This window comes from Pseudomonas sp. LFS044, from assembly GCF_047978245.1.
GTDB lineage: Bacteria > Pseudomonadota > Gammaproteobacteria > Pseudomonadales > Pseudomonadaceae > Aquipseudomonas.
On sequence record NZ_JBFPFX010000029.1, the window covers coordinates 63,405 to 79,330 of the forward strand.

At 64.6% G+C, this 15,926-nt stretch carries 14 protein-coding genes; 9 read left to right on the forward strand and 5 right to left on the reverse strand.

Annotated features, from left to right (window positions below):
• The first annotated feature begins 47 nt into the window (after positions 1-47).
• From purB to ACNQPL_RS21555, 4 genes are all read left to right on the forward strand, one after another.
• Positions 48-1,418: an adenylosuccinate lyase gene (purB, locus tag ACNQPL_RS21540; RefSeq protein WP_387526546.1), complete on the forward strand. Its 1,371-nt coding sequence runs from the start codon at positions 48-50 to the stop codon at positions 1,416-1,418.
• Positions 1,419-1,499: 81 nt separating this feature from the next.
• A complete protein-coding gene (locus ACNQPL_RS21545) occupies positions 1,500-2,666 on the forward strand; it encodes a cupin domain-containing protein (protein ID WP_346612115.1) in 1,167 nt (388 codons plus the stop codon).
• Positions 2,659-3,093, forward strand: coding sequence for a GNAT family N-acetyltransferase (locus ACNQPL_RS21550; protein ID WP_346612114.1), 435 nt, complete (start codon positions 2,659-2,661; stop codon positions 3,091-3,093). The genes ACNQPL_RS21545 and ACNQPL_RS21550 overlap by 8 nt, the downstream gene beginning before the upstream one ends.
• Positions 3,094-3,472: 379 nt before the next feature.
• On the forward strand, positions 3,473-5,419 hold the full coding sequence (locus ACNQPL_RS21555) for a DNA topoisomerase III (RefSeq protein WP_346612113.1): 1,947 nt from the start codon (positions 3,473-3,475) through the stop codon (positions 5,417-5,419).
• A 134-nt stretch (positions 5,420-5,553) separates the two neighbouring features.
• Here the strand turns inward: ACNQPL_RS21555 and ACNQPL_RS21560 are convergent, their stop codons facing one another.
• From ACNQPL_RS21560 to ACNQPL_RS21570, 3 genes are all read right to left on the reverse strand, one after another.
• On the reverse strand, positions 5,554-6,651 hold the full coding sequence (locus tag ACNQPL_RS21560) for an extracellular solute-binding protein (RefSeq protein ID WP_416467861.1): 1,098 nt from the start codon (positions 6,649-6,651) through the stop codon (positions 5,554-5,556).
• Complete coding sequence (gene aguA, locus ACNQPL_RS21565) at positions 6,651-7,760, reverse strand: agmatine deiminase (RefSeq protein WP_416467862.1); 1,110 nt, start codon at positions 7,758-7,760, stop codon at positions 6,651-6,653. Before aguA ends, ACNQPL_RS21560 begins: the two co-directional genes overlap by 1 nt.
• Positions 7,761-7,853: 93 nt before the next feature.
• Positions 7,854-8,741 (reverse strand): LysR substrate-binding domain-containing protein, encoded by an 888-nt coding sequence (locus ACNQPL_RS21570; RefSeq protein ID WP_346612110.1) that lies wholly within the window; start codon positions 8,739-8,741, stop codon positions 7,854-7,856.
• A 200-nt stretch (positions 8,742-8,941) separates the two neighbouring features.
• Between ACNQPL_RS21570 and ACNQPL_RS21575 the strand changes: the two genes are divergently transcribed.
• The 5 genes from ACNQPL_RS21575 to ACNQPL_RS21595 all read left to right on the forward strand — a co-directional run bounded on the left by ACNQPL_RS21575 (position 8,942) and on the right by ACNQPL_RS21595 (position 14,038).
• Entirely contained in the window at positions 8,942-10,231 is a 1,290-nt protein-coding gene (locus ACNQPL_RS21575; RefSeq protein WP_416467863.1) for an NAD(P)/FAD-dependent oxidoreductase, read from the forward strand.
• On the forward strand, positions 10,224-10,775 hold the full coding sequence (locus tag ACNQPL_RS21580; RefSeq protein WP_346612108.1) for a helix-turn-helix domain-containing protein: 552 nt from the start codon (positions 10,224-10,226) through the stop codon (positions 10,773-10,775). Before ACNQPL_RS21575 ends, ACNQPL_RS21580 begins: the two co-directional genes overlap by 8 nt.
• A gap of 9 nt (positions 10,776-10,784) precedes the next feature.
• The gene (locus tag ACNQPL_RS21585; protein WP_416467864.1) at positions 10,785-12,140 is read left to right on the forward strand and encodes a glutamine synthetase family protein; all 1,356 of its coding nucleotides are present in this window, start codon (positions 10,785-10,787) and stop codon (positions 12,138-12,140) included.
• 150 nt (positions 12,141-12,290) lie between these two features.
• Entirely contained in the window at positions 12,291-13,121 is an 831-nt protein-coding gene (locus ACNQPL_RS21590; RefSeq protein ID WP_416467865.1) for an alpha/beta fold hydrolase, read from the forward strand.
• Positions 13,122-13,258: 137 nt separating this feature from the next.
• Entirely contained in the window at positions 13,259-14,038 is a 780-nt protein-coding gene (locus tag ACNQPL_RS21595; protein WP_346612105.1) for a TSUP family transporter, read from the forward strand.
• Here the strand turns inward: ACNQPL_RS21595 and nudC are convergent.
• Both nudC and ACNQPL_RS21605 read right to left on the reverse strand, forming a co-directional pair.
• Positions 14,006-14,836, reverse strand: coding sequence for an NAD(+) diphosphatase (gene nudC / locus ACNQPL_RS21600; RefSeq protein WP_346612104.1), 831 nt, complete (start codon positions 14,834-14,836; stop codon positions 14,006-14,008). The two genes, ACNQPL_RS21595 and nudC, sit on opposite strands and share 33 nt — an antisense overlap.
• A gap of 34 nt (positions 14,837-14,870) precedes the next feature.
• On the reverse strand, positions 14,871-15,683 hold the full coding sequence (locus ACNQPL_RS21605; protein WP_416467866.1) for a crotonase/enoyl-CoA hydratase family protein: 813 nt from the start codon (positions 15,681-15,683) through the stop codon (positions 14,871-14,873).
• Positions 15,684-15,926 lie beyond the last annotated feature (243 nt).

Consider the following 15,926-nt stretch of genomic DNA (forward strand, 5'->3'; position numbering starts at 1 on the left):
ATGTATGATATGCGCCCTCCAAAAGCCTGACTGTCCGAGAACACCCCATGCAGCTCTCTTCGCTCACTGCGGTTTCCCCTGTAGACGGCCGTTACGCCGGCAAAACCCAGGCCTTGCGCCCCATTTTCAGCGAATACGGCCTGATCCGTTTCCGCGCCCTGGTCGAAGTACGCTGGCTGCAGCGTCTGGCCGCCCACCCGCAGATCAGCGAAGTGCCGGCGTTCTCCGCCGAAGCCAACGCTCTGCTGGACGGCCTGGCCACCGACTTCAAGCTCGAGCACGCCGAACGCGTCAAGGAAATCGAGCGCACCACCAACCACGACGTCAAGGCGATCGAATACCTCCTCAAGGAGCAGGCTGCGCAACTGCCTGAGCTGGCCAAGGTCAGCGAGTTCATCCACTTCGCCTGCACCAGCGAGGACATCAACAACCTGTCCCACGCCCTGATGCTGCGCGCCGGTCGCGACGAAGTGCTGCTGCCGCTGATGCGCCAGATCGCCGATGCCATCCGCGCCCAGGCCCACGCTCACGCCGACGTGCCGATGCTGTCGCGTACCCACGGTCAGCCGGCCTCGCCGACCACCCTGGGCAAAGAGCTGGCCAACGTGGTGTACCGCCTGGAGCGCCAGATCGCCCAGGTAGCCGCCGTGCCGCTGCTGGGCAAGATCAACGGCGCCGTGGGCAACTACAACGCCCACCTCTCGGCCTACTCGCAGGTCGACTGGGAAGAGAACGCCCGCGCCTTCATCGAAGACGAGTTGGGCCTGCAGTTCAACCCGTACACCACCCAGATCGAGCCGCACGACTACATTGCCGAGCTGTTCGACGCCATCGCCCGCTTCAACACCATCCTCATCGACTTCGACCGCGACGTCTGGGGCTACATCTCGCTGGGCTACTTCAAGCAGAAGACCGTTGCCGGCGAAATCGGCTCATCGACCATGCCGCACAAGGTCAACCCGATCGACTTCGAAAACTCCGAAGGCAACCTGGGTATCGCCAACGCGCTGTTCCAGCACCTGGCCAGCAAGCTGCCGATCTCGCGCTGGCAGCGTGACCTGACCGACTCCACCGTGCTGCGCAACCTGGGCGTGGGCTTCGCCCACAGCGTCATCGCCTACGAAGCCAGCCTGAAAGGCATCGGCAAACTGGAAGTCAACACCGCTCGTATCGCCGCCGACCTGGACGCCTGCTGGGAAGTCCTGGCCGAGCCGATCCAGACCGTCATGCGCCGCTTCAACATCGAGAACCCCTACGAGAAGCTCAAAGAGCTGACCCGTGGCAAGGGCATCACCCCTGAAGCGCTGCTGACCTTCATCGACGGCCTGGACATGCCAGCCGACGCCAAGGCCGAGCTCAAGCAATTGACCCCTGCCAGCTACATCGGTAACGCGGCAGCACAGGCCAAACGCATCTAAATTGCCCGTCGCGTTCAACGCCCGGCCTAGCCGGGCGTTTTTATTCCCGGACGAAAATTACGTTTTTTCAATAGGTTGAACATGAATCCTGATACTCCACTGCAGCTGCTCGGCGGCATCTCGGCCCGCGAATTCATGCGCGACTACTGGCAGAAGAAGCCGCTGCTGGTGCGCCAGGCGTTCCCGGACTTCGAAAGCCCGATCGACCCTGACGAGCTGGCCGGCCTGGCCCTCGAGGAAGAAGTCGAGTCGCGCATCGTGCTCGAGCACGGCGCCCACCCGTGGGAGCTGCGCCGCGGCCCGTTCAACGATGACACCTTCGCCGAATTGCCGGAAAAGGACTGGACCCTGCTGGTGCAGGCTGTCGACCAGTTCGTGCCGGAAGTCGCCGAGCTGCTGGAGCACTTCCGCTTCCTGCCGAGCTGGCGTATCGACGACGTGATGATCAGCTTCGCAGCCCCAGGTGGCAGCGTCGGTCCGCACTTCGACAACTACGATGTGTTCCTGCTGCAGGGCCACGGCCAGCGCAACTGGAAAATCGGCCAGATGTGCGACAGCGAGAGCCCGCTGCTGGAGCACGCCGACCTGCGCATCCTCGCCGAATTCGAACAGAGCGGTGAATGGACCCTGGAACCGGGCGACATGCTCTACCTGCCACCGCGCCTGGCCCACTACGGCGTGGCCGTGGACGACTGCCTGACCTACTCGGTTGGCTTCCGCGCCCCAAGCGCCGCCGAAGTGTTGACCCACTTCACCGACTTCCTCGGCCAGTTCCTGCCTGACGAAGAGCGCTACAGCGACGCCGACGCCCAGCCAGTCAGCGACCCGCACCAGATCCAGCACGATGCCCTCGACCGCCTCAAGGGGCTGATCGACAAGCACATGAACGACAAGGACCTGCTGCTGACCTGGTTCGGCCAGTTCATGACCGAACCGCGCTACCCCGAGCAGGTGGTCGGTGAAGAGCTGGAGGAGCAAGAGCTGATCGAAGCGCTGGAAGATGGCGCCATCCTGATCCGCAACCCGAGCGCGCGCATGGCCTGGTCGGAGCTGGGCGACGACCTGATGCTGTTCGCCAGCGGCCGCAGCTGCCCGCTGCCAGCCAAGCTGCGCGAGCTGTTGAAGCTGGTGTGCTCGGCCGACGCGTTACACATCGACAACCTTGAGCAGTGGCTGCAGGATGAAGATGGCCTTATGCTGGTACAGCAGCTGATCAAACAAGGCAGCCTGGGATTCGCCAATGAATAAGATACGTGTGCGCCTCGCCGACTGGCAGAAGGACAACGCCGATATCCGCCGTATCCGGGAAGCAGTATTCGTCGCCGAACAGCACATTCCGCCGGAACTGGAATTCGACTCGGAGGACCAGGAGGCACTGCACTTCCTGGCACTGGAAGGGGACTACCCGATTGGCACCGCCCGCCTGCTGGCGGACGGCACCATCGGCCGCATTTCGGTGCTCAAGGACTGGCGAGGCCTGAAGGTTGGCGATGCGCTGGTCAATGCGGTGATCGTCGAAGCGCAGAACCGTGACCTCAAGCAGCAGATGCTCAGCGCCCAGGTGCACGCCACACCGTTCTACGAGCGGCTGGGCTTTCGCGTGGTCAGCGAGGAATTTCTCGAAGCCGGCATCCCGCACGTGGACATGGTGCGCGACTCTCGCGAGATCGCCTGATCCCTGGCGGTTGACCTCACCGGCCCTATCGCCGGCAAGCCGGCTCCCACACAGACCTCATGGCTTTCAAGAGCGGTGATGCACCTATGGGAGCCGGCTTGCCGGCGAGAGGCCGGTGGTCACAGAGACCTCATAGCCTTCAAGAGCGGTGATGCACCTGTGGGAGCCGGCTTGCCGGCGAGAGGCCGCTGGTCACAGAGACCTCATAGCCTTCAAGAGCGGCGATGCACCTGTGGGAGCCGGCTTGCCGGCGAGAGGCCGGTGGTCACAGCAACATCCTCACTGATAAAAAACTGTACATCCATCCAGATAAAACTTGCCTCCGCGCCCCCGCTTGCGCATCCTAGCGCTTATCACCCTCGATAAAGCGTTCCCGGCCATGCGCCTGTTCCTCTGCGAAAAACCCTCCCAGGCAAAAGACATCGCCAAGGTCCTCGGCGCCACCCGCAAGGCCGACGGCTGCTGGCAAGGCACCGACGTCTGCGTCACCTGGTGCATCGGCCACCTGCTCGAAACTGCCCCGCCTGACAGCTACGACGAACGCTACAAGCGCTGGAACCTCGCCGACCTGCCGATCATCCCGGAAAAGTGGAAAATGCTGGTCAAGCCCAAGACCGCCAGCCAGTTCAAGGCCGTCAAGCGCCTGCTCGGTGAAGCCCGCGAACTGGTCATCGCCACCGACGCCGACCGCGAGGGCGAGATGATCGCCCGCGAACTGGTCGAGCATTGCCGCTACCGTGGGCCGATCCAGCGCCTGTGGTTGTCCGCACTGGACGACGCGTCGATCCGCAAGGCCCTGGCCCGCCTGCTGCCCGGGCAGGAAACCTTCAACCTGTACCACTCGGCCTTGGGCCGCTCCCGCGCCGACTGGCTGATTGGCATGAACATGAGCCGGCTGTTCACCCTGCTCGGTCGCCAATCCGGTTACCAGGGCGTGCTGCCAGTAGGCCGTGTGCAAACGCCGACGCTGCGCCTGGTGGTGGACCGCGACCGCAGCATCGCCGATTTCGTCCCGGTACCGTTCTGGGCCATCGACGTCCAGCTCGAACATACCGGCCAGCGCTTCAATGCCCAATGGCGGGCGCCGGAAGACGCCTGCGACGACCAGGGCCGCTGCCTCAACCAGGCGCTGGCCCAACAAGCCGCTGCCGACATGGGCAACGCCGGCTCGGCACGGGTGATCAAGGTCGCCACCGAGCGCGTGCGCGAGGCTGCGCCCCTGCCCTTCGACCTCGGCACCCTGCAGGAGCTGTGCTCGAAAAAGTTCGGCCTGGGCGCCCAGGAAACCCTGGACATTGCCCAGGCCCTGTACGAAACCCACAAGCTGATCACCTACCCGCGCAGCGACTGCGGCTACCTGCCCCTCAGCCAGCACAGCGAAGCGCCAGCCATCCTCGCTGCCCTGCAGCGCGCCGATGCCAGCCTGGCGCCGCTGCAGGCGCACCTAGAGCCCCAGCGCCGTTCGCGGGCCTGGAACGACACCAAGGTCACCGCTCACCACGGCATCATCCCCACCGCTGCCGCCAGCGACCCCTCACGCCTGCCGGCCAAGCACAAGGCGGTCTACACCCTGATCCGCGCCCGTTACCTGGCGCAGTTCCTGCCCAACCACGAGTATGACCGCACCCAGGCCGAGTTCGACTGTGCAGGCCATGCGCTGCGCGCTGTGGGCAAGCAGATCGTCGAACCGGGCTGGCGTCGCGCCCTGCCCGAGGCGCTGACCCCGGCCAAAGGCCGCGAAGCACCGCCGGCCCAGGTACTGCCAGCCTTGCGTGAAGGCCAGGACTGCGCCGTGCAGGGCCTGCAGCTGAAAGACCTGTGGACCCAGCCGCCCAAACCGTTCACGGAGGGTGACCTGATCAAGGCCATGAAGAACGTCGCCAAGCTGGTGGACGACCCGCGACTGAAACAGAAGCTCAAGGAAACCACCGGCATCGGCACCGAGGCCACCCGCGCCAGCATCATCCAGGGCCTGCTCGACCGCGGCTACCTGACCAAAAACGGCAAGGCCCTGGCCGCCACACCTGCCGCCTTCAGCCTGATCGACGCCGTGCCCCGCGCCATCGCCGACCCGGGCACCACGGCGATCTGGGAGCAAGCGCTGGACATGGTGCAGAGTGGCGAAATGAGCCTTGAAGAGTTCGTTGCCCGTCAGTCGGCGTGGATGGGCAAGCTGGTGGAGCGCTGCAGCGGCATGCGCATGACCATCAGCGGGCCGGCGGTGGGCAAAGCGGCGCCGTGGAAGAAAAAGGGCAGGAGCAAAGGCAAGGCGGCTGGAAGCAAGCCTAGGCAGCCCCGGCGCAAGACGGCTGCAAAGCCCAGCTGATTGAGTGTCAGTGCTGGCCTCTTCGCGGGGCAAGCCCGCTCCCACAGGATTGCCCAAGCCTCAAGGCAGTGGTGAACCTGTGGGAGCGGGCTTGACCCGCGAAGGGGCCAGCACCGGCAACCCATCTTTCAACCTTAGGTGCCACTTTTCAACCGACTGAACGCCCGCGTCAGCGCCCGGTTGAACGCCTTGCCATTGTCATTCTTGCCATACAACCGGGCCCTCACCTGCGCTGGCGGGTACGTCCCCGGCGCGTTGCGAATGCTGGCATCCACCAGGCTGTCAGCCGCCGTGACCGCATTGGCGTAATGAATGGTATCGGTGATCGGCGCAATCACCTCCGGCCGCATCAGGTAATCCAGCAGTTTCCAGGCTGCCTCCGGGTGCGGCGCATCCTTGGGCACCACCAGCGCATCCAGCCAGATGAGGGTGCCTTCCTCGGGGATGCTGTAGTTAAGCGCAAATGCCTTGCCCGCCTGCTGCGCCTGTGCCTGGGCGATCGCAACGTTACCATTCCACGACATCGCCACGCAGGTTTCGCCATTGGCCAGGTCATTGATGTTGCGGTCATTGTCGAAGTAGCGGATGTACGGGCGGACCTTGCGCAATTGCGCCTCCGCCGCCTTGAGGTCCTCGATGCGTTGCTGGTTGATATCCAGCCCCATGTAACGCATGACCGCGGCGAACACCTCGTTGGGGTCATTGAGCAGGCTCACCCCGCAATCGGCGAATTTCGCCACCACCTGGGGGTCGAACAGCATTGCCCAGCTCCCCACCGGTGCCCCGGCCATGCGCGCCGTCACCGCCTGCTGCTGATAGCCCACCCCTGTGGTGCCCCAGGCATAGGTGCCGGCATAACGGTTGCCAGGGTCGAACAATGCCATGTGCTGGCGGAACTCTTCGCCAACGCCTGCCAGGTGGGGCAGCCGGGCCTTGTCCAACGGCTGCAGGGCGCCGCTGGCAATCGCTCGGCTCAAGTGCTGGCCGGCACTGAGCACCACATCGTAGCCACTGCCGCCGGTTAGCAACTTGGTCTCGGCGGTTTCCAGCGAATCGAAGTGGTCGGCGGTCACGCGGATGCCGGTTTCCTTCTCGAAGTTGGTCAGGGTATCCGGGGCCAGGTATTCGCCCCAGATATACAGGTTGACGGTTGGCTGTTGTGCGTCGGCTGCCTGGGCCACCGACGCCGCGCAACCCAGGGCGACCGCAGCCGCCAGCAGAGGAAATTTCATCAGCGACGGCCCCCGGCGTATTGCGGCATGGTGATGCAGGCGACGTTGCCACCACCCAGGAGGATTTCCCGCGAGTTGTGGATGCCGATGATGCGATGCTCGGGGAACAGCTCGGCCAGCGTCGCCTGAGCAACACTGTCGTTGCGGTCGCCGAACAGCGGCACGACGATGGCCGAATTGCCTGCGTAGTAGTTGATGTACGAAGCGCAGATGCGGGTGCCTGCCTCACGCAGGTGCGTACCTTCGACCTGGTCCAGCCCGGCGGCTTCCTCAGCCGTCCACTGCAGCACTTCGGGCTGTGGCAGCTTGTGGACCTTGAGCTCACGCCCCCGGGCGTCGCGGGTGCTGCGCAGGATGTCGTAAGCCTCCTGGTAGATTTCCCATTGCGGGTCATCGCGGTTGTCCGTCCATTGCAGCACGACTTCACCCGGCCGTACGAAGCACGCCAGGTCGTCGACGTGGCCATCGGTTTCATCGAACTTGCAACCGCGCGGCAGCCAGATCACCTGATCGGCGCCCAGATAGTCCTGCAGCCGGCGCGTGACCTCCTGCTTGCCCAGGTGGGCATTGCGGTTGCGGTTGAGCAGGCACTGCTCGGTGGTCAGCAGGCTGCCCTGGCCGTCGCTCTGGATGCCGCCAAGTTCGGCGATCAGCGGCGCGCGGTAGCGGTCCAGGTTTTCGATCTCGAGGATTTTCTGGGCGATCTGGTCATCTTTGTCCCAGGGGTAATAAAGGCCGCCGTCCAAACCACCGTAAGCATTGAATTCGAAGTCCACGCCGCGCACTTCACCGCTGCTGTCATTGACCACGAAGCAGGCGCCGCTGTCACGGAACCAGGTATCGTTGCAGGTCATTTCCACCACCCGCACTTGCGCTGGCAGCAGGCGCCGGGCGTTGGCATATTGCGCAGCAGAAGCGCACACCGTGACCGGCTCGCTGGAGGCGATGGCGCTGGCAATTTCGACCCAGACTTTTTGCGCGGGCTTGGCGCCATTGCGCCACACATCAGGCCGCTCGGGCCAGCCGAGCCAGCAGCCGGCCTTGCGCTCGAATTCGCCCGGCAAGCGGAAACCATCGGCTTTGGGAGTGGTGCTGAGCGAACGTGCCATGGGTCAACCTCGTGTCGATGAGTGATGACTGCACGCTACGCCGGCACGCGGCCGGCTTCCAACGATGAAAACTCAGCGATAGTTGAATTGAATTCAGCTATCGCCCAGCTGTTCGATGAACCAATCGATGAACTGCGCCACCGCCGCGCGCTCCAGGCGCAACCGCTCACACACCAGCGCGTACTGCCCCTGGGCGGTCACGCTTGCAGTGAAAGGCCGCACCAGTTTGCCGCTCTGCAGGTCGCCCTGGCAGGTCAGGTTGTCGCCCATCGCGACCCCCTGCCCGAGCAATGCGGCCTCCAGCGCCAGGGCAGCGTGTGGGAAATACAACTGGCGGGTGGGCAAGGCATCTTCGGCATGGGTGGCCAGCCAGGTGGTCCAGGTGCGGCCATCCTGGTCGTCATGCAGCAGGCAATGGCGCACCAGGTCGCGCGGGCGCTTGAGGCCGCCCTGGTTGAACAGGCCGGGGCTGCACACCGGGAAGAACTGCAACAGCGGCAGTGGCCTGACAAAGTGGGTACTGGCGTCGAGGGTGCTGGTGCCATAAGTGATCGCCAGGTCGACATCGAGCGCAGGCGCCCCGGCATCGATCGGCTGCTCGTGCAGGTGCAGGGTGATGTGCGGGTAGCGGTTGCTGAAATCGGCGAGCCGGGCCACCAGCCATTTCTGCGCCAGCTCTGCCGTCACTGCAACCCGCAGCACTGCTTGCGACGCCGGGTCACGCAGGTCGTCGCAGGCCTTGCCGATCAATTCGAAGGCCTGCTGCAGGTGATGCAGCAGGCGCTGGGCCTCGGCGCTGGGGCGCACCTGGCGGCCAACGCGCTCGAACAGGGTGACGCCAAGCTGCTCTTCCAGTTGGCGGATCTGGTGGCTTACCGCACTGTCGGTGACGCACAGCTCGGCAGCGGCGCGGCCGAAATGGCCATGGCGGGCAGCGCACTCGAAGGTGCGCAGGGCGGTCAGGGAAGGCAGGCGGCGCATAGGTATTCCTGTCAGGTCCACGGGTTTGCTTGGCAGCCTTGCGACCGCTCCATCACCCCGGCAAGGGCGCGGCCTTGTGTCGGCAATGGGTCGCCCAGCGGCCCCACGATCATAAAGCCCGCACGGCGTAACTGGCGATATGAAAATTCCCTGCTAAATTTTCATGAAAATAAACACAATAAATTTCATGAGGCTCCGGCATGTTCAAGCAATCCGCCCAGCACGTTGCTACTTACTACGCCCAGACTTACCCCGCCAGCATTCCCCTGCGCCCTACCCTGCAAGGCCGGCACGACACCGACGTGCTGATCATAGGCGCCGGTTTCAGCGGGCTGCACACCGCCCTGCGCCTGGCCATGGCCGGCAAGCGCGTCACCCTGCTGGAAGCCAGCCGGGTGGCCTGGGCCGCCTCCGGCCGCAATGGTGGCCAGGCATTGCTGGGCTGGTCGTGCGACATGCCGCCCCTGGAAAAGGCACTGGGGGTGGAGCGCACCCGGCGCTTGTGGGCCAGCATGTGCTGGGCCGCCGAAGAACTGCGTGAACTGCCACAGCGCCATGGCTTCGAAATCGACTACCGCGTGGGCAGCCTGTGGACATCGGTGCTACCGCGCCGCGTGAAAATGCTCGAGGAGGCATTGCAGGATGCCGAGCAAAAATGGGGCTATGACGCCCTGCGCCTGATCGGCCGTGACGAACTGCCACAATGGATCGACAGCCCGCGCTACCAGGTCGCGCTGTACGACGCCAAAGGCGCGCACCTCAACCCGCTGAAGCTGGCCCAGGGCTTGGCCGCCACCCTCGAAGCCGCGGGCAGCCGAATATTCGAGCAAAGCCATGTGCTGGATTACCAGCAGACCGCCAATGGCTATGTCGCCCACACCGCCCAGGGCGAGGTGCACTGTGAGGTGCTGGTGCTGGCCTGCAACGCCTACATCGACCGCCTCGACCGCAACCTGTCGCGCCGGCTGCTGCCGGTCGGCTCGTACCAGGTGGCCACCGCACCGCTGGATGCGGACTTCGCCCGTTCGCTGCTGCCACGCAACAGCTGCGTGATCGACAACCAGTTCGTGCCCGACTACTTCCGCCTCACCCCGGACAACCGCCTGCTCTTCGGCGGCGGTTGCACTTACCTGGGCGGTATTCCCAAGGATGTCGCCAGCGCCACTCGCCCCTACCTGGAGCGGGTGTTCCCGCAGCTGGCCGGCGTGGCCATCGACTATGCCTGGGGCGGGCACATCGACTGCAGTATCCAGCGCACCCCGGATATCGGCCGCGAAGGCCAGCGCTACTGGCTGCAAGGCTTCTCTGGCCATGGTGTGCTGCCGACCCTGGCCGGCGCGCGGGCGGTGAGTGATGCAATCCTCGGCGACGACGACCTGCTGGCGTTGTACCAGGGCATCGACAATGGCCGCTTCCCTGGTGGTGACTTCCTGGCCGCCCCGCTAGAGGCCGCCGCCAAAGCCTGGTACCGGATGCGCGATCATGTCTGAAGACGCCCAGGGCCTGGCACTGCTGATCCGCGACCTGCGCAAGCACCGCGGGCTGACCCTCGGCGAGCTGGCCACCCAGGTCAAGCGCTCGCTGGGCTTTCTGTCCCAGGTCGAGCGCGGCCTGTCGCAACCCACCGTGGCCGACCTGACCGCCATCAGCGAGGCGCTGCGCGTCCCCACCACCTACTTCTACCAAGCCAGTCAACCCCGTGAACTGGACTGGGTCACCCGCCCGGGCGAGCGGCGCACGATCTACTACGCCGAAGGCATCAGCGACGTGCTGGTGTCCCCCACCCTGCACGGCAGCTTCGCCATGCTCGAAAGCCACCTGGCGCCCGGCGCCAGCAGTGGCGAGGGGCACCTGGACGACAGCTCCGAACAAGGCGGTTTCGTGCTTGAGGGCGAGCTGACCCTGTGGCTCGAAGGCCGCGAAGAAGCAGTGACACTCGGCCCCAACGACAGCTTCCAGCTACCGCCACACAGCCAGTTTCGCTACGCCAACCTGACCACCCAGACGACCCGCGTCCTCTGGGTTTTCCGATGAGAGCACAGCATGACAACAATAACTACAGGCTTTGCCGATCTGCTCAGTGAAGTGCGCGCCTTCCGCGCCCGTTATCCCGATGTACGCCACGTCGACCTGCTGAGCCTGGACATCCCCGGGCATTTCTACGGCAAGCGCTACCCCATCGACATGCTCGAAAAGGTCGCCGCCGGCAGCCCGCTGAAACTGCCGCAGAACTGCGTGTTGCTGGGCGTGCAAGGCGGGCTGTTTCCGATTGGCGACTACTGCTTCAACGATGGAGACCCGGATGCCTTGCGACGCTTGATCCCCGGCACCCTCAAGCCGGTCACCTGGGAGCGCGAGCCGCTGGGCCAGATGCTGATCAGCTCCGATGGCACCGCAGCGCCCATCGAGTTCGAGCCACGAGAAGTGCTCGCCCGCGTACTGCAGCGCCTGGAGCGGCGCGGCATTCGCCCGGTGGTGGCGTTCGAGCTGGAGTTCTACCTGTTCGACCGGGCACTCAAGCAAGGGCTGCCGCAGTTCCCGCACGACCCCTTCACCGATGACCCGGACGATCAGCCGAACATGCACATCGAGCGGCTGTCGCGGTTCAGCGATGTGCTGCGTGACATGGTGGCAACGGCCAACGCACAAGGGATCGACGCCAACGTCATCACCGCCGAACTGGGCCCCGGCCAGTTCGAGATCAACTTCGGCCACTGCGACGACGGCCTGCGCGCCGCCGACTGGGCGGCCTTGTTCTGCCGTAGCACGCGCGGTGTGGCACTCAAGCACGGGCTGCGCGCCTCGTTCATGAGCAAACCCTACCTGCAGGCACCGGGCAGCGGCATGCATGTGCACGTCAGCCTGTACGACACCGCCGGCAACAACCTGCTGGCGGCCGACCAGCAACGGCCACTGCGCCACGCGGTGGCCGGCTGCCTGGCGTTGCTCCCACACTGCATGCCGATCTTTGCCGCCAACCACAATGCGTTTCGCCGGTATGGCGCCATGGTCAATGCCGCCAGCCGCGCCAGTTGGGGCTTTGAGGACCGTGATGCGTGCATACGCATCCCCGAGTCGGATGCACGCAATGTGCGTATCGAGCACCGGCTGGCAGGCGCGGATGCCAACCCGTACCTGGTGCTGGCGGCCATCCTGTGTGGCATGGAGCACGGGCTGGATGCCGGGCAGGAGCCGATTGCGCCGCTGAATGAGGACCGCAGCAGCGGGATCGACTTTCCCACGGACATGCTGAGCGCGGTCTCGGCCATGCATGGGCACCCGGCCGTGAATGAAGGGCTGGGCGAAGAATTCGTGATGGTGTACTGCGAGAACAAGCGCCAGGACCACCTGGCATTTATGCAGGAGGTCAGTGCCAGGGAATACCGCTGGTTCCTTTGAAACCAACACTGACCCTACCGATCCGGCTCCCACGAGTGGTGTCTGCGTGGGAGCCGGCTTGCCGGCGATGAGGCCAGAACTGACAACACAAAAATCTCTCCTATCCTCAATAGCTCACCTTGCAACCCCCTGCACAGAGGAGACGCGACCATGAGCTACGTGACCACGAAAGATGGCGTTCAAATCTTCTACAAGGACTGGGGCCCGCGCGATGCGCCGGTCATTCACTTCCACCACGGCTGGCCGCTCAGCGCCGACGACTGGGACGCCCAACTGCTGTTCTTCCTCGCCCAGGGCTTCCGTGTCGTGGCCCATGATCGCCGCGGCCATGGCCGCTCCAGCCAGGTGTGGGACGGTCATGACATGGACCACTACGCCGATGACGTAGCCGCCGTGGTCGAGCACCTGGGGATTCAGGGCGCGGTGCATGTCGGCCATTCCACCGGTGGCGGCGAAGTGGTGCGCTACATGGCCCGTTACCCCGGCGACAACGTGGCCAAAGCGGTGCTGATCGCCGCGGTACCGCCGCTGATGGTACAGACCCCAAGCAACCCCGGCGGCCTGCCCAAGTCAGTATTCGATGGCTTCCAGGCACAGGTGGCGAGTAACCGGGCGCAGTTCTACCGCGATGTGCCGACCGGGCCGTTCTATGGCTATAACCGGCCAAATGCCGAGCCTGCCGAAGGGGTCATTGCCAATTGGTGGCGCCAAGGCATGATCGGCAGCGCCAAGGCCCATTACGACGGGATCGTGGCGTTTTCCCAGACCGATTTCACCGAAGACCTGAAGAAGATCCAGCAGCCAGTGCTGGTGATGCACGGCGATGATGACCAGATCGTGCCCTACGAAAACGCCGGGCCGCTGTCGGCCAAGCTGCTGCCCAATGGCACATTGAAGACGTACAAGGGCTTCCCGCATGGCATGCCGACCACCCATGCCGATGTGATCAATGCGGATTTGCTGGCCTTTATCCGTAGCTGAGCAGTGTTTCAAAGCCGGCCTCTTCGCGGGCAAGCCCGAAGAGGCCGGCACTGGCAACCCATCCCTCCCGGCATTACCATGTTGCGCTTCCAGCGCGGCAGTTTGCCGCACCCTGCCTTCCTGCCTGCCGAATTCCAATGCCCTTCGAACTCACCGTAGAACCCCTCACCCTGCTGATCCTCGCCCTGGTGGCCTTCGTCGCCGGATTCATCGACGCCATCGCCGGCGGTGGCGGCCTGCTGACTACCCCGGCGCTGCTCACCGCCGGCATGCCCCCGCACCTGGTGCTGGGTACCAACAAGCTCAGCTCGACCTTCGGCTCGGCCACGGCCGGCTTCACCTACTACAAACGCAAGCTGTTCCATCCGGCGCAGTGGCGCCCGGCCTTGTTCGCCACGCTGCTCGGTGCATTGATCGGTGCAGTGATCGCCCACTACATGCCCGCCGAATGGCTGAACAAGATGCTCCCGGTGATCGTCTTCGCCTGTGGTATCTACCTGCTGTTCGGCGGCACACCCAAGGCGCCGCTGGACGCCGATGCGCCCATCAAGAAGAAGTGGCAGTTCCCGCAGGGCTTTACCCTGGGCTTCTATGACGGTGTGGCCGGCCCCGGCACCGGCGCGTTCTGGACCGTGAGCACGCTGCTGCTCTACCCCATCGACCTGGTCCGCGCCAGCGGCGTTGCGCGCAGCATGAACTTCGTCAGCAACATCGCGGCGCTGACGGTGTTCATCATTTCCGGGCAGGTGGACTACGTTGTCGGCCTCTGCATGGGCCTGTCGGTGATGGTCGGCGCGTTCTTCGGCGCACGCACGGCGATCAGCGGTGGCAGCAAATTCATCCGCCCTGTGTTCATCACCGTGGTGCTGGCACTGACCGTGCGCCTAGCGTGGCAGCACTGGTTCGGGCAGGCCTAAGCGGCGGGCCACATACAAATCGATCAAGTACCGGGCGATCGATCGCCCGGCCGGCAGCGGCGGCAGCTCGTGTACGTTGAACCACTGGGCGTCCTCGATCTCGTCCGGCTGCATGACGATGTCGCCACCGGCGTATTGCGCGTGAAAACCCAGCATCATCGAATGCGGGAATGGCCAGCACTGGCTGCCGATGTACTCGATGTTGCGCACCTCGACCGCCACCTCCTCACGCACTTCGCGCACCAGGCAGTCCTCGGCCGACTCGCCCGGCTCGGCGAAGCCTGCCAGGGTGCTGTACACACCGGTGACGAAGCGCGGCGAACGCGCCAGCAGAATCTCGTCGCCACGGGTCACCAGCACGATCATGCTCGGCGAAATGCGCGGGTAGCTGCGCAGGTCGCAAGGCTGGCAGTACATCGCCCGCTCCCAGCGCACCTGCGTCATCGGCTGGCCGCAACTGCCGCAGAAGCGGTGCTCGCGGGCCCAGGTGCCGATCTGCGCGGCATAGCCGAGGACTTTGTAGAGGTCGAAGTCGCCTTCGAGCATGAAGGCGCGCAACCCGCGCCAGCTGCAGCCTGGCACCTCGGCGGTGGTGCGCAGCTCGAGCAGGAACACCGGCTCGCCGTCGAAGTGGCCGATACCGTGCTCGGCCAAGACGTCGAGGTCCTGGCGCTTTAGCCAGTCGCGTGGGAACAGCGCACCGTTGGCGTCCACCAGAAACCCCTCCGGGCTGCGGGCAACGGCCCAGCCCCCGGTGATCTGCGGGTCGAGTACTGCGGTAGTCCAGCGTGCTGACATGTCGGGGGTTCCTTTGCTGCGTCCCCCGGCCCGGTCAGTCGGCGAACGTCGGTTTCTGTTTGCTCATGTGTGCTGCCACGGCCACGCGCAGGTCTTCGGACTGCAGCATCGCGGCGTTCCAGGTGGCGATGTATTCCAGGCCATCGTCGATGCGATGGTCGCGCATGTAGCTGAGCATTTCCTTGGTGCCGGCCACGGCGATCGGCGATTTTGCGGCAATCTCGCGGGCGATGGCAAAGACCCCGTCGAGCAGCGCAGCCTGATCATCATAGACCCGGTTCACCAGGCCGATGCGCAGTGCCTCCTCGGCCTCGACGTTGCGCCCGGTGAAGGCCAGCTCACGCATGATGCCGTCGCCGATGATCCGTGGCAAACGTTGCAGGGTGCCGACATCGGCGGCCATGCCCATGTCGATTTCCTTGATCGAGAACTGCGCGTCCGCGCTGCAATAGCGCATGTCGCACGCCGAAACCAGGTCGATGGCGCCGCCGATGCAGTAGCCCTGGATCGCCGCCAGCACCGGCTTGCGGCAGTTGTCCACGGCATTGAACGAAGCCTGCAGGCGCAGGATGGTGCGGCGCAGCAGGCGCGCGTTGCGGCCCACGTCCTTGCCCATCTGGCCGGCCAGCGAGGCCAGCATCATCAGGTCGATGCCCGAGGAAAAGTGCTTGCCCGCGCCACTGATGACCACCGCGCGCACCGCGTCGGTGTCGTCGATCCACTGGAAGATATCGACGATTTCTTCCCAGAAGGCCGCGTTCATCGCGTTGACCTTTTCCGGGCGGTTGATCTGCACATGGGCGATGTTGTCGGTCAGTTCGACCTTGAACGCGCTGTACTCGGTCACGGGCTGCACTCCTGTGGGGGAAGGGTTCACAGCGCAGGATGGTAACTCAGGCGGGTTGCCGTGCTTGTGCCAAAAGCGGGACTTGGTGGGGTTGCTGTGGGATATACGTTGAAGATGCGGTGTTCATGAGACCGAGCGCCGCCCGCGCGGCGCATCGCGGGCAAGCCCGCTCCTACATTTGTTGCAACGTGCCATGGCCTGTGAGGCCATAGTTGCCAGCCTTGTTGGCATGACCCAATTTTT

Coding starts and splice junctions, on each gene's coding strand:
- purB (WP_387526546.1), top strand. CDS start 48: ATGCAGCTCTCTTCGCTCACTGCGGTTTCCCCTGTAGACGGCCGTTAC.
- ACNQPL_RS21545 (WP_346612115.1), top strand. CDS start 1,500: ATGAATCCTGATACTCCACTGCAGCTGCTCGGCGGCATCTCGGCCCGC.
- ACNQPL_RS21550 (WP_346612114.1), top strand. CDS start 2,659: ATGAATAAGATACGTGTGCGCCTCGCCGACTGGCAGAAGGACAACGCC.
- ACNQPL_RS21555 (WP_346612113.1), top strand. CDS start 3,473: ATGCGCCTGTTCCTCTGCGAAAAACCCTCCCAGGCAAAAGACATCGCC.
- ACNQPL_RS21560 (WP_416467861.1), bottom strand. CDS start 6,651: ATGAAATTTCCTCTGCTGGCGGCTGCGGTCGCCCTGGGTTGCGCGGCG.
- aguA (WP_416467862.1), bottom strand. CDS start 7,760: ATGGCACGTTCGCTCAGCACCACTCCCAAAGCCGATGGTTTCCGCTTG.
- ACNQPL_RS21570 (WP_346612110.1), bottom strand. CDS start 8,741: ATGCGCCGCCTGCCTTCCCTGACCGCCCTGCGCACCTTCGAGTGCGCT.
- ACNQPL_RS21575 (WP_416467863.1), top strand. CDS start 8,942: ATGTTCAAGCAATCCGCCCAGCACGTTGCTACTTACTACGCCCAGACT.
- ACNQPL_RS21580 (WP_346612108.1), top strand. CDS start 10,224: ATGTCTGAAGACGCCCAGGGCCTGGCACTGCTGATCCGCGACCTGCGC.
- ACNQPL_RS21585 (WP_416467864.1), top strand. CDS start 10,785: ATGACAACAATAACTACAGGCTTTGCCGATCTGCTCAGTGAAGTGCGC.
- ACNQPL_RS21590 (WP_416467865.1), top strand. CDS start 12,291: ATGAGCTACGTGACCACGAAAGATGGCGTTCAAATCTTCTACAAGGAC.
- ACNQPL_RS21595 (WP_346612105.1), top strand. CDS start 13,259: ATGCCCTTCGAACTCACCGTAGAACCCCTCACCCTGCTGATCCTCGCC.
- nudC (WP_346612104.1), bottom strand. CDS start 14,836: ATGTCAGCACGCTGGACTACCGCAGTACTCGACCCGCAGATCACCGGG.